Here is a 12,284-nt window from a genome sequence, read left to right on the forward strand (position 1 = left end):
GACCGGGTACCGCGAAGTCACGACGTGACCGACCCGTACGACGAAGGGAAGGACCAACGGTGACTTCGACCATGACCCATACCGCCCTTGCCGACCTGGCCACCGCCCCCGGCCCGTTCGTGTCGCTCTACCTGGACACCAGCGGCCGGGCCCCAGACACCCCCGAGCAGGTCCAACTGCGCTGGCGGGCGGCCCGTCGGCGGTTGGCCGACGCAGGCGCGCCCGACCACCTGCTCGACGTGATCGGTGGGCTGACCGGGCGGGCCCATCCCGACGGCGACACCCTGGTGGTGGTCGCCGACGCCGACCGGGTGCGGCTGGTACGCCAACTGCCGGAACCACCGGAGCGGGAGATCGCCAGCTACGGTCCGGCCGCGCACCTGCTGCCGCTGCTGCGCTGGGAGCAGCGGCAGCTGCCCGTGCTGGTGGTGGCGACCGACCGGGTCGGCGCCGAGATCGTCGCCCTGCAGCCGGACGGTGTGGAGGTGACCGAGACGGTCGCCGGGGAGACGTTGCACATCACCCGGTCGCATCCGGGTGGCTGGTCCCAGCGGCGGTACCAGCAGCGGGCCGAGGACCGGTGGGAGGCCAACGCGACGCTGGTGGCCGAGCGGCTCACCGAACTGGTCGACGAGGTCCGCCCCCGGGCGGTCGTGGTCACCGGGGACGTCCGGGCGGTGCAGTTCCTGCGGGACAAGTCACCGACCCGGGTCGCCGAACTGCTGCACGAGGTGCAGGGCGCCTACGACACCACCGACGCGGCGGTCGAACAGGCCGTCGACGTGGTGGAAGACATTGCCGACGCGGACGTGGCCGCCGCCGTGGCGGCGTACCGGCGGGAGATCGGCCAGGCCGACCGGGCCGCCGGTGGGGCGTCGGACACCCTCGCGACGCTGGCCCGCCGCCAGGTCGACACCCTGCTGCTGGTCGACGGTCCGCAGCTGACGACCCGTTCGGCGTACGCAGGTCCGCAGCCCGACCAGGTCGGTGCCACGACCGGCGCGGTAGCCGTCTTCGGAGTGACGGACCCCGTCGAGGTGCCGCTGGGTGACGCCGCCGTGCGGGCCGCCCTCGCCGGCGGCGCCCGGCTGGTCGTGGTGCCGGACAAGCTCGCCGACCAGGTGCCCGACGGCATCGGTGCGATCCTGCGTTACACCGTCTGACCGGGCGGCCGGGACCCGGGTGGCCGGGACGTCCGACCCGGCTGGCGGGCCGGTCAGCGGTGCGAATGCGGGCGGGCCACCAGCACCGGGCAGTGCGCGTGGTGCACCAGCGTCTGGCTGACCGAGCCGAGCAGCAGCCCGGTGAAGCCACCCCGACCGCGGGAACCGACCACCACCAGACCTGCCTTGCGGCTCGCCTCGACCATCACTGCGTCCGCCTCGACCCCTTCCAACGGCCGCTGCTCGATGGGCAGGTCCGGATGGCGTCGCCGGACGGCGGCGACCGCGGCGTCGAGCAGTTCGTCGGCCTCCCGGCGGGCACTGTCGGCCGGCGCCGCGACTTCGGTGCTGTCCCGCATCGGGCTCGGCCACCAGACATGGAGTACGGCCAGCCCGACCCGGCGCGCGGCGGCCTCGTCGGCCGCCACGTGCAGGGCCTGTTCCGCGTGCGCCGACCCGTCGACGCCGACCAGCACCGGGCCGTCCGCCTCGACCGGCGCGTCCGGTGGTCGGACCACCAGCACCGGGCAGTGCGCGTGCCCGGCCACCTGTGAACTGACCGAGCCGAGCAGCAGCCCGGCGAAACCGCCGAGACCCCGACTGCCGACCACCACGAGCTCCGCGTGCCGGGACTCCTCGATCAGCGTCGGTGCCCCACCGGCCGCCACCTGCCGGGTCTGCACCGTGATGCCGGGCCGCTCGGCGCGCAGCTGCGCGGCGGTCTCGGCGAGCATCCGCTCACCTTCCTCGTTCGGCCCGGGCAGTTCACCGTCGTACGGATTGATCGGGATCCCGTACCCGAAGGCGTGCAGATAGCCGTGGACCAGCACCAACGGCGCGCCGTTCCGGACCGCGGCCTCGGCGGCGTGTCGGGCGGCGCACAGGCTGGCCGGTGATCCGTCCACCCCTGCGACGATCGGGTCACTCATCGTTCCTCCCGGACCGTGTCGATCACGTCGGCCGGATCCCGACGTGGCGTCGGTCGGCCGGGCTGACCGTATCCGATCCTGATGACCATTTGTGGTGTTCCGAACCGTCCGAGCGCCAGCCGGAGCTGCTCGCGGGCCTGAGCGACCTCGATCGGCTGGGACAGCATCGACGCCGCCAGGCTAGCGTCGGTGGCCGTCAACAGCACCCGCTGCAGCGCCTGCCCGGCGGTGAGCTGGTCGCTCGGCGTGTTGCCGGTCGCGCCGAGCACCGCCACCAGCGGTTCGGACTCGAAATCGCGTCCCGGGGCGCGGCGGGTGCTACCGAACGGTCGTCGGGGAAGTAGGTCGTGCGGCTCCGCGACCGGTCCACCGGCGGCCGCCGGCACCCCGTCCGGTGCCGGGAAGTGCCGGGTCCACCGGGCCACTTCCGCCCGGTACCCGGGATCCCGGTCGAGCACCCGGTTGGCGCTGGTGGCGATCTCCGCTACGGCGGTGACGGCGGTTGAGCCGACCACCAGCTCCAGCCAGCCGCCCTCGGCCCGGGCCGCCTCGATCAGCCGCCGCCGCTCCGGCGGCGGCACCGGGTCCGGCCGCAACGGCAGCCGGTTGCTGTGCCGGCGTGGCACCGCGGCGTACAGCCGGGACTCGGCCGGCGTGGCCGGCCGCGGCGGTCCGGGCACCAGCCGGGCCAGCAGCCACGGGTCGGCCGGCTCGGGGCGAAGCCGGACCTCGGCCGGTGTGCCGGCGGCGACCAGGGCGAGCCGTAGATTGAACAGGGCGGCCCCGCAGCCGATCCGGGCGGCCCAGCCGGTCGGATCGCAGGCGGTGAGCAGCCGGTCCGGGTCGAGCCGGAGCTCGATCGCGCCGTCGACCAGCCGGAACCGCCACGGCTGGCTGTTGTGCAGCGACGGAGCGCGGACCGCCGCGGTCACCGCGGTACGCAGCTGGGCCATGGTGAACGTGGTGGTCAGCATGACTACACGGTGCCCGGTCCGGGGCGGCACCGGCAGGGTCGTACGTCCCGGATTCTCCCGGGCCACCGGGCCCGTCCGTCTCGTCTGCCGCACCCCACCGTCGCCTGCCGCACCCCACCGTCACCGGCACCCGGTCCTGGCCGGCCCTGGCACCCGGGACTTTGGTCCCTGGCCGCGGCGCCCCGCGACAGGGTAGAAACAGGGGATGATCCGCGTCTTCCTGCTCGACGACCATGAGGTCGTCCGCCGTGGCCTTGCCGACCTGCTGCAGAGCAGCGGTGACATCGAGGTGATCGGCGAGTCCGGGTCCGCGCAGGAGGCGGCCCGGCGCATTCCGGCCCTGCGTCCGGACGTGGCGATCCTCGACGCCCGACTGCCGGACGGCAACGGCATCGACGTCTGCCGGGACGTGCGGGCCGTCGACTCGTCGATCAACGGGCTCATCCTCACCTCGTACGAGGACGACGAAGCGCTCTTCGCGGCGATCATGGCCGGTGCCGCCGGCTACGTGCTCAAGCAGATCCGGGGCACCGACCTGGTGGACGCGGTGCGCCGGGTCGCGGCCGGCCAGTCGCTGCTCGACCCGGCGGTGACCCGCCGGGTGCTGGAGCGGATCCGCAGCGGGGTCGAGGAGCCGCACGAGCTGAAGTCGCTCACCGAGCAGGAACGCCGAATCCTGGAGTACGTCGCCGAAGGGCTGACCAACCGGGAGATCGCCGGCAAGATGTTCCTTGCCGAGAAGACCGTGAAGAACTATGTCTCCAGCCTGCTCGCCAAGCTCGGCCTGGAGCGGCGGACCCAGGCGGCGGTGCTCGCCACCCGGCTGCTGGGCCCGCGGCACTGACCCTGGGCCAGCGGCATTCTGCCGGGTGAGATCAGTCCCGTAACGGGACCTTCCAGGTCAGGATGGTGCCGCGGGGATCCCCGGCGGCCACCGAGAAGGCCCCGCCGCGCTGTTCGGCACGTTCCCGCATGTTGACCAGCCCGCCCCGGGCGGTGGCTGGGTCCACCCCGACACCGTCATCGGTCACCGTCAGCGCGAGTTCACCTTCGAGTGCCGACACCCGTACCGCCACCTGACTCGCCCGAGCATGCCGTACCACATTGGACAGCGCCTCCCGCAGCACCGCCAGCAGGTCCGGACGGATCTGGTCCGGCACGGCGCTGTCCACCGGCCCGTCCAGCTGCAGGGCGGGCCGGAAGCCCAACCCGTCGGCGGCCAGGTCGACCGCCTCGCGCAACTCGGTGCGCAGCGCCGCGCTCATCGGCGTACGCAGCTCGAAGATCGCCCGGCGGATGTCCCGGATGGTGGAGTCCAGATCGTCGACAGCGGTGTTGATCCGTTTTCCGATCTCCGGCCGGCCATTGCACAGCGGCATCGCGCTCTGCAACTGCAGCCCGGTGGCGAACAGCCGCTGGATCACCACGTCGTGCAGGTCGCGGGCGATCCGTTCCCGGTCCTCCAGCACCACCAGCAGCTCGCGTTCCTCCTGCGCCCGGGCCCGCTCGATGGCCAGCGCCGCCTGACCGGCGAAGCTGGCCAGCAGCGGCGCGTCCCCGTCGGTCGGCCCGGCGGCATCTGCCCGGTGCGCCACCACCAGCACGCCGTGCAGCGTCTCCGCGACCGTCAGGGGAGAGATCACCGCCGGTCCGGCGGTGACCGGAACCGGCCACGGCGCGGCCTTAGCCAGGCTTTCCACCATGATCGGCTCACCGCTGGTGATCGCGCCGGCGAAGCTGGTTTCACCGGCCGGTAGCACCGCGCCGACCAGCCCGGAGGTCGACCCCTGTGGTACGTCCACCACCTCGACCGTAAACTGGGCCGCCTCGTCGTCGTTGACCAGGACCAGGACCATCTCTGCCTCGGCCACCTCGCGCGCCCGCCGGGCCACCAGGGTCAGCGCGTCGGTGCGCCGCACCGTGCCGAGCAGCACCCCGGTGATCTCTGCGGTGGCGGCCAGCCAACGTTCGCGCCGGTTGGCCAACTCGTACAGCCGGGCGTTCTCGATCGCCACGCCGGCGGCGGCGGCCAGCGCCGTCACGATCTCCTCGTCGTCCTCGGTGAACTCGGCCGCACCCTGCTTCTCGGCCAGGTACAGGTTGCCGAACACCTGGTCGCGGATGCGCAGCGGCACCCCGAGGAAGCTGTGCATCGGCGGGTGGTGCGGCGGGAACCCGTACGACCGGGGGTGCCGGGTGATGTCCGGCATTCGCACCGGTGCCGGATCGTCGATGAGCAGGCCGAGAACGCCGCGACCGTGCGGCAGGTCACCGATCGCGGCGTGCGTTTGCGGGTCGATGCCGTGGGTGACGAAATCGACCAGCTGCCGGTCCGGGCCGATCACCCCGAGGGCGCCGTACCGGGCTCCGGCCAGCCCGCACGCTGCCTCGATGATGCGCCGCAGGGTGCTGTGCAGCTCCAGGTCGGTGCCGATGCCGACCACCGCGTCGAGCAACGCACGGAGCCGTTCCCGACTGGTGACGACCTCGCCGACCCGGTCGAGCATCTCCTGCAGCAGCTGGTCCAGTCGGACCCGGGACAGCGGGGTCAGCCCGAGCGACGGCACGTCGCGGTGCTCGTCCGGCGGGGGGATCGCGGCGCTCACAGCGACGATGCTAACCGGCCCGCCGCCGGACACGCCCGGCTCGGGGTGCCTGCCGGTCCGGGCCGGTTCCGCTCAGTGCCGGTCCGACCTGATCACGACCAGCGGGCACTGACTGCGGTACAGCAGGGCGTTGCTCACCGAGCCGAGCAGCAGACCGGTGAAGCCGCCCCGCCCGCGGGCGCCGACCACCAGCAGTTGCCCCCGGGCCGACTCCTCGGTCAGCACCTTCGTCGCCCGACCCTGAACCGACAACTGCCGTACCGTCAGATCGGGGTGCTGCTGGTGGACCCCGGCGACCGACTCGGCGAGCAGCGCCTCCTCCTCCTTCTGCAGCGCCGCCGCGTCGTAGACCAGCGGCTGCATGTCACCCGGGCCGATCGACGGCGGGTGGGTCCAGGTGTGGACCGCGAGCAGCTCCGTACCGCGCAGGTCGGCCGCCTCGGCGGCGAACTCGACGGCCTGGGCGGACAGCTCGGAGCCGTCCACTCCGACGATCACCGGACCGCTGCGATCACAGTCGCCCCGGGCCACCAGCACCGGACCGTCGGCGTGGGTCGCCACCTGGGAGGCGACCGAGCCGATCAGCGCACCGGAGATCGGTCCGAACCCGTGGTCGCCGAGGACGACCAGTGCGGCGGAGCGGGCCTCGGCGAGCAGGACCACAGCGGCAGCCCCGTCGACCACCTGGGTGGCGATCTCGATCTGCGGCGCCTCGTCGGCCGCCGCCCGGGCCGCCTCGTCGACGATCTCCCGGGTGTACCGCTCGACCTCGCCCTCCGGGGGCACCGCCGGTGCCAAGGCCATCGGCGCCTGCACCGCCGGCCAGAGGAAGGCGTGCACGATCCGCAGCGGGCGCCGCCGCATCGCTGCCTCCCGGGCGGCCAGCCGGGCGGCCTGCACCGCGGCCTCGGAACCGTCGACACCGACCAGCACGGGTCCCTCGGGATTCATTGGCCCTCCTCAGGGTTCGTGGTGTGCACCTCACTGGTGTCCACCAGCTGCGTCGCTGGCATCCTCGGCGGATGCGGCGGGCCGGCGTGGTCCGGGCTGGCGATGCCGAGCCGCAGCACCAGGTACGGGTAGCCGAGCCCGGCGAGGATGTGCCGCAACGTCTGTCGGGTGGCGGCCACCTCGACCGCCCCGCTCAGCGGCACCACCGAGATGCCCAGTTCGGTCGCGGTCAGCCAGGCCGACGAGAGCGCCTCACCAGCGGCCAGCCACGACGCCGGTTCGTCGTCGTCGCCGAAGAGCAGGGCGTAGACGGCGGTCCGGTCGTGCCCGCCGCCGACCGGCAGGGTACCGGCCCGGCCGAAGTCACGTCCGGGCACCGTGGTCTGCGCGGCCCGCTCCGGCAGGACCTCCTCGGGCAGTCCGGTGCCGGGCGGGGTGCCCAGCCCGGTCCAGTAGTCGAGTTCGCCGCGGATCTGCGGGTCCTCCGACTCGGCCTCCTCCGCCCGGCTGGCTGCCGCCGCGAGCAGCATCACCTGGTCGGAGGAGAGGATCTGCAGCTGGACGCCGGCTCCGGCGGCGGCGGTGATCGCGGTGACCGCCGCGACCGGCAGCGGTTCGTCGCTGACCGGTCGGCGGTCGGTGTGCCGCACCTGCATCGCCTGGAACATCCGGATGGTGTCGGGCTGAACCTGGATCCGTTCGGTGGGCCGCAGCACCGCCAGCAGGTCCTCCTCGGCCGGCTCCGGCAGCCGTTGCACCTGCGCCGTCCAGCCCTGGGCGGCGAGCGCGATCCTCGCGTGGTGCAGCGCGGCACCGCAGCTGAGAATCAGCAACCGGCGGTCCGGATCGGTGGCCGGCAACTGCCGGTCCCGGGCTGCGCGCAGCTCCAGACTGTCCGGCCGGACCCGCCATTGCCACGGCTGGGTGTTGTGCACCGACGGCGCGTAGCCGGCCGCCGCGGCGGCCTCGGCCAGCACGGCGGCCAACGGCCGGTCGGCGGTCGCGGGGTCGACGCCGGGCACCGCCGTGTCGGCGGTGGTCCCGGTTCCGATCCCGATCCCGGTCCCGGTCCCGGTGCTGGTCCCCTTGGCGGTCGCCTCGTCCATCTGCTGCCTCCTGGTCAGGGTCTGCTCCGCCGCCGGCGCGTGGCCGACGGGACGCGGGGAATCCGGACCCGAACCACGTCCGTTCCCGCTCCGGGACAGATGTAACACCAGTGCGGGCAGCGCCGCGACAGCGGCACAGGCCGCCAACTCGGTCAGGGCCAGCGGCTCGGTGCCCAGCAGCGTGCGCAGCGGGCCGAGGTAGACCCCGGCGAGCTGCAGCAGACCTGCCCCGGCCACCGCGAGAACCAACGCCGGGTTCGCCATCCGCCGCCGGTCGCCGGCCGCCGCCGTACCCCGTCGGAGGCCTTCCGTCGCCGTGCCCCGGCGGGCCCGGACCGCGAGCGCGACGCCCAACTGGGCCAGCCCGAGGGTGACGAACACCATCGTCTGCCAGGGCCGGCCCGCGTGGTACGCGGCGACACCGGCCGCCAGGGTGACCGCTGTGATCAACGCGCCGGTGGTGAGCACCCCGGTGAGCAGGCCGGCGCCGAGCACCGACTCGGTGGGCGGTCTGGGTGGTCGACGCAGCACGTCCGGCTCGGCCGGTTCGGCGCCCAGCGCCACGCCGGGCACGCCATGGGTGAGCAGATTGATCCAGAGAATCTGACCGGGCAGCAGCGGCAGCGCCAGCCCGAACAGCGGGCCGAGCAGCATGACCGCGAGCTCGGCCACCCCACCGGCCAGCGCGTACCGCAGGAACCGCCGGACGTTGTCGTAGATTCGCCGCCCTTCACCGACGGCGGCCGCCACCGTACCGAGGTGGTCGTCGACCAGGACCAGGTCGGCCGCCTGCCGGGCGACGTCGGTACCGCCGCCCATCGCCACCCCGACGTCGGCCCGGCGCAGCGCCGGGCCGTCGTTGACCCCGTCCCCGGTCATCGCCACCACATGTCCCTGGGCCTGCAGCGCGGCGACCACGTCGAGCTTCTGCTCCGGCTGGATGCGGGCGAACACCCGCGCCTGCTCCGGAGCGGCCGGGTCGGTGGCGACCGGGTCACCGGCGGACCAGATCCCCAACCGGCCGCCGACGGCGGCGGCGGTTCCCGGGTGGTCTCCGGTGACCAGCAGCAGCCGGATCCCGGCGGCGGCGAAGGTCCGGGCCACGTCGGGGGCATCGGCCCGTATCGGGTCACCGATCCCGAGCAGCCCCAGCGGCCGCAACCCGCCGGGGTGGGCCAGATCGGGCAAGGTCGTAACGACCGCCGCCGCGACCGCCAGGGTCCGCAGCCCGGCGTCGGCGAGGCGCCGGGCCTGGTCGAGCAGTACGGTGAGCTGCCCGGGATCGGCGTCGGTGACCTCAGCGGTCAGCACCGTCTCCGGAGCGCCTTTGCAGACGAGCAGGTACCGGCCGTCACAGGTGCGGTGCGCCGTGGTCATCCGCCGGTGGGTCTGGTCGAACGGGTGCTCGGCGACCCGGGGCCAGGCCCGGCGGATCTCGTCGGCGTCCAGGCCGGTCCGGCCGGCGAAGGCGACCAGCGCGGCCTCCAACGGATCTCCGACGGCCCGCCAGTCCGGGGTACCGCCGTTCGCCGTGCCGCCGTGCTGCGCGTCGCGGTCTGCGGCGTCGCCGTCCCGGTCCGGCGCGGTCAGCTCCGCGTCGTTGCACAGCAGCCCGGCCCGGGCCAGCTGCCGAAGGTCGTCCGGGGCGACACCGACCGGTACGCCGGCGGTGCCGTCGGCGCTGCGGCGGACGATCCGCCCGGTCGGCCGGTAGCCGAAGCCGTCCACGGTGTACTCGGCGACCGGGGTGACAACCCGCTGCACGGCCATCCGTCCCTCGGTGACGGTGCCGGTCTTGTCAGCGGCGACGACGGTCACCGAGCCGAGCGCCTCGACCGCCGGTAGCCGCCGTGGCACCGCACGGGCCCGGGCCATCCGGTGCGCGCCGAGCGCCAGAGCGAGGGTGACGACCGCCGGCAACGACTCCGGCACCGCCGCGACGACCAGGCTCACCGCGGTGACCGCCAGCTCGGCGACCGGCTGCCCACCGCCCAGGCCGATCAGGAACACCAGACCGGACAGCAGCACGGCGGTCGCCCCGAGCACCCGGCTCAGCCGGGTCAGCCGCAGCTGCAGCGGCGTCGGCCCGGGGCGGGTACGCCGCATCAACGCCGCGATCCGCCCCAACGAGCTGTCGGCGCCGGTCCGGGTGACGGTGCCGGTCGCCCGGCCGGCGACGACGACGGTGCCGGCGTGGGCCACGTCACCGTCGTCGCGCCGCACCGGCACCGACTCACCGGTCAACGTCGACTCGTCGCAGCGCAGCCGGGTCGCGGCGGTGAGGAGCAGATCGGCGGGGACGATGTCGCCTGCGGTGATCTTGACCAGGTCGCCCGGGACCAGTTCGGCCGCCGGCACGACCCGGTCGACTCCGTCGCGCAGCACCCGGGCCACCGGTGCCGCCAGCCGGTCCAGGGCAGCGATCGCCCGGTCCGCCCGGACCTCCTGCACCACCCCGATGCCGGTGTTCACCACCACGACGAGCAGGATCACCACCGTGTTCGGGTAGTCGGCGAGTGCCGTGGTGACCACCCCGGCGGCGAGCAGCAGCACGACCAGCGGGTCGCTCAGTTGGCGAACCACCCGCCGGATCAGCCCGGCGCGGCCGGGCCCGCCCGGCACGACGTTCGGCCCGTACTCGATAACCCGCCGGGCGACCTCGGCGGCGTCCAGCCCACCCGGGTCGACCGTTGGCCCGGGATCGACGGCAGGTACGCCCGGATCGACGATCGGTCGCGTGTCAACTGGCACCGGCCACCCCCACCGCGTCGACCGCCTGGGCCGGCGCGGGTTCGAGCAACTCGGCGAGCGGCCGGCGGGGCACCGGTGGGCTCAGCGGTCCGTAGCCGATCCGGATGATCGCCTGCGCCCGCCGTCCGTCCTGCTGGCAGCCGAGCAGGTCACGCAGTTCGGGAAACTCCAGCGGCTGGGTCAGCAGCGTGGTGGCCAGGCCGCGTACCGTCGCGGTGAGCAGCACCCGCTGCAGCGCCTGCCCGGCCCGCAACCAGTCCCGCGGGCTGTCGCCGACGGTGTACAGCACGGCGAGGACCGGGTCCTCCTCGAACGCGGCGACCCGCCGCCGTGGGGCCGGCCAGACCAGTCCGAAGTCGCGCACCGGCACGGTGCGGGGGACCGGCCAGGGCCCGAAGGCCTGCGGCGGTACGCCGTCGAGCCGGCCCGGTCGGTCCCGGGTCCACCGTTCCAGCTCCGCCCAGTACGCCGGGTCGACCCGGCGGCGGTCCTCGGCGGTGCCGATCAGCGCCAGAACCGACGAGCGCATCATCGGGTCGACGACGGCCAGCCAGCCGTGCTCGGTCCGGGCGGCGGCGACGAGTTCGTCGAGCACCTCGCCGGGCACCGCCAGGTCGGCGAACGGGCGTCGGTTGGTGCGCCGGTGCGCTACCGCCCGGGCGAGCAGCCGCACCGTCTCGTCCGTCTCGATCGGCGGTCCGACCGCGATCCGGGCCAGCAGGTCCGGATCGTCGGGTTCGGGCAGCAGCCGCATCACCGGTATCCGACCGTGGGCCAGCATCGCCACCCGCAGATTGAACACGGCGGCGCCGACGCTGATGGTCAACTCCCGGCCGGCCGGGTCAACCAGGTCGACCTGTCGGCGCCGGTCGGCGAGCACCTCGATGCCGGTCGGGTGCGGTCGGAACCGCCACGGCTGGCTGTTGTGCACCGACGGCGCGGCGGCGGCGGCCTCCAGACAGGCCGCCATCAGCGGACCGGGCCGCCCGTTCCTGATCCATCCGGCGTTCATCGCCGCCCACCACCCTTTCCGCACGTCACGCCTCGCTCGGTTCCACTCTCACCCGGTTCCACTCTCGTCCGGATCGGTCCGTCGGGGCAGGGGCATTGCGCCGCTTACCTACGGGCACTGCGTCCCGCCCGGGCGGGACCTCCGGCCCTGTCGCCCAGGGCGGACCGTCGGCTGCGATGGATGTCCGTGGTACGTGTCCGTGAGCGGACGGAGGAGCGATGATCCGGACCATCGATCTGCTCGACGCCCACCCGTTCCTGGCCGACCTACCCCGGCCCTGGCTGGAGCGGCTGTCGTACCAGGCGCGCCCCGGGGTCCGGCACAGCGGGCAGCAGATCTTCCAGCAGGGGCGGACGGCGGACCGGTTCTGGCTGCTGCGGACCGGGCAGGTGGTATTGAACTTCCAGGTGCCGGGCCGTGGCGAGATCGACATTGAGACGGTTGCGGCCGGGAGCGTGCTGGGCTGGTCGTGGCTGTTTCCGCCGTACCGCTGGGAGTTCGGGGCGGTGGCGGTGGACCAGACCCTGACGATCGAGTTCGACGCGGCCGGTACCCGTCGGTTGATCAGCCAGGACGACGCCCTGGGCCGGGAGCTGACCACCCGATTCATGCGGGTCGTGGTCGACCGGTTGCACGCCGCCCGGACCCGGCTCACCGAGCTGTACGCCTATCCGCCGGCCATCGACGAGGATCCGTCCCGACCGGCCGCTGACGTGGATCCGGCCGGCCGCCGGCCCGGTCGCGACGGGTGATGGCCGCGACGGGTGATGGCCGCGACGAAGTGACCGGTCG

Annotated in this window: 9 protein-coding genes; 3 read left to right on the top strand and 6 right to left on the bottom strand. The window is 73.9% G+C overall.

The genetic code is table 11. From position 1 onward, the window contains the following. The first annotated feature begins 71 nt into the window (after positions 1-71). The gene (locus ACN27J_RS00475; RefSeq protein WP_421362183.1) at positions 72-1,163 is read left to right on the top strand and encodes a Vms1/Ankzf1 family peptidyl-tRNA hydrolase; all 1,092 of its coding nucleotides are present in this window, start codon (positions 72-74) and stop codon (positions 1,161-1,163) included. A gap of 53 nt (positions 1,164-1,216) precedes the next feature. Here ACN27J_RS00475 and ACN27J_RS00480 read toward each other — a convergent pair whose 3' ends face one another. Together ACN27J_RS00480 and ACN27J_RS00485 are read right to left on the bottom strand one after the other, a co-directional pair. Then, positions 1,217-2,092 carry a universal stress protein gene (locus tag ACN27J_RS00480; RefSeq protein WP_421362186.1) on the bottom strand — a complete coding sequence of 292 codons (876 nt, stop codon included), beginning with the start codon at positions 2,090-2,092 and terminating at the stop codon, positions 1,217-1,219. Next, the gene (locus ACN27J_RS00485) at positions 2,089-3,066 is read right to left on the bottom strand and encodes an Acg family FMN-binding oxidoreductase (protein ID WP_421362189.1); all 978 of its coding nucleotides are present in this window, start codon (positions 3,064-3,066) and stop codon (positions 2,089-2,091) included. Before ACN27J_RS00485 ends, ACN27J_RS00480 begins: the two co-directional genes overlap by 4 nt. 205 nt (positions 3,067-3,271) lie before the next feature. On the opposite strand from ACN27J_RS00485, the gene ACN27J_RS00490 reads away from it, so the two are divergent. Beyond that, positions 3,272-3,910 (top strand): response regulator, encoded by a 639-nt coding sequence (locus tag ACN27J_RS00490; protein WP_123600861.1) that lies wholly within the window; start codon positions 3,272-3,274, stop codon positions 3,908-3,910. Between the two features lie 31 nt (positions 3,911-3,941). Here the strand turns inward: ACN27J_RS00490 and ACN27J_RS00495 are convergent, their stop codons facing one another. The 4 genes from ACN27J_RS00495 to ACN27J_RS00510 form a co-directional block, all read right to left on the bottom strand. Next, on the bottom strand, positions 3,942-5,618 hold the full coding sequence (locus ACN27J_RS00495) for a GAF domain-containing protein (RefSeq protein ID WP_421372063.1): 1,677 nt from the start codon (positions 5,616-5,618) through the stop codon (positions 3,942-3,944). A 126-nt stretch (positions 5,619-5,744) separates the two neighbouring features. Beyond that, entirely contained in the window at positions 5,745-6,623 is an 879-nt protein-coding gene (locus ACN27J_RS00500; RefSeq protein ID WP_421362192.1) for a universal stress protein, read from the bottom strand. Beyond that, positions 6,620-10,480: an Acg family FMN-binding oxidoreductase gene (locus ACN27J_RS00505; protein ID WP_421362194.1), complete on the bottom strand. Its 3,861-nt coding sequence runs from the start codon at positions 10,478-10,480 to the stop codon at positions 6,620-6,622. Before ACN27J_RS00505 ends, ACN27J_RS00500 begins: the two co-directional genes overlap by 4 nt. Next, positions 10,470-11,492 (bottom strand): Acg family FMN-binding oxidoreductase, encoded by a 1,023-nt coding sequence (locus ACN27J_RS00510; protein ID WP_421362196.1) that lies wholly within the window; start codon positions 11,490-11,492, stop codon positions 10,470-10,472. Before ACN27J_RS00510 ends, ACN27J_RS00505 begins: the two co-directional genes overlap by 11 nt. Positions 11,493-11,710: 218 nt before the next feature. Between ACN27J_RS00510 and ACN27J_RS00515 the strand changes: the two genes are divergently transcribed. After that, positions 11,711-12,244 carry a cyclic nucleotide-binding domain-containing protein gene (locus ACN27J_RS00515; RefSeq protein ID WP_421362199.1) on the top strand — a complete coding sequence of 178 codons (534 nt, stop codon included), beginning with the start codon at positions 11,711-11,713 and terminating at the stop codon, positions 12,242-12,244. Positions 12,245-12,284 lie beyond the last annotated feature (40 nt).

Source organism: Solwaraspora sp. WMMB762 (assembly GCF_049179115.1).
In the GTDB taxonomy this organism is placed as follows: Bacteria; Actinomycetota; Actinomycetes; order Mycobacteriales; family Micromonosporaceae; genus Micromonospora_E.

Excerpts from the sequence above, each read along its gene's own strand:
- ACN27J_RS00475 (WP_421362183.1), top strand. The coding sequence starts at position 72 with ATGACCCATACCGCCCTTGCCGACCTGGCCACCGCCCCCGGCCCGTTC.
- ACN27J_RS00480 (WP_421362186.1), bottom strand. The coding sequence starts at position 2,092 with ATGAGTGACCCGATCGTCGCAGGGGTGGACGGATCACCGGCCAGCCTG.
- ACN27J_RS00485 (WP_421362189.1), bottom strand. The coding sequence starts at position 3,066 with ATGCTGACCACCACGTTCACCATGGCCCAGCTGCGTACCGCGGTGACC.
- ACN27J_RS00490 (WP_123600861.1), top strand. The coding sequence starts at position 3,272 with ATGATCCGCGTCTTCCTGCTCGACGACCATGAGGTCGTCCGCCGTGGC.
- ACN27J_RS00500 (WP_421362192.1), bottom strand. The coding sequence starts at position 6,623 with ATGAATCCCGAGGGACCCGTGCTGGTCGGTGTCGACGGTTCCGAGGCC.
- ACN27J_RS00510 (WP_421362196.1), bottom strand. The coding sequence starts at position 11,492 with ATGAACGCCGGATGGATCAGGAACGGGCGGCCCGGTCCGCTGATGGCG.
- ACN27J_RS00515 (WP_421362199.1), top strand. The coding sequence starts at position 11,711 with ATGATCCGGACCATCGATCTGCTCGACGCCCACCCGTTCCTGGCCGAC.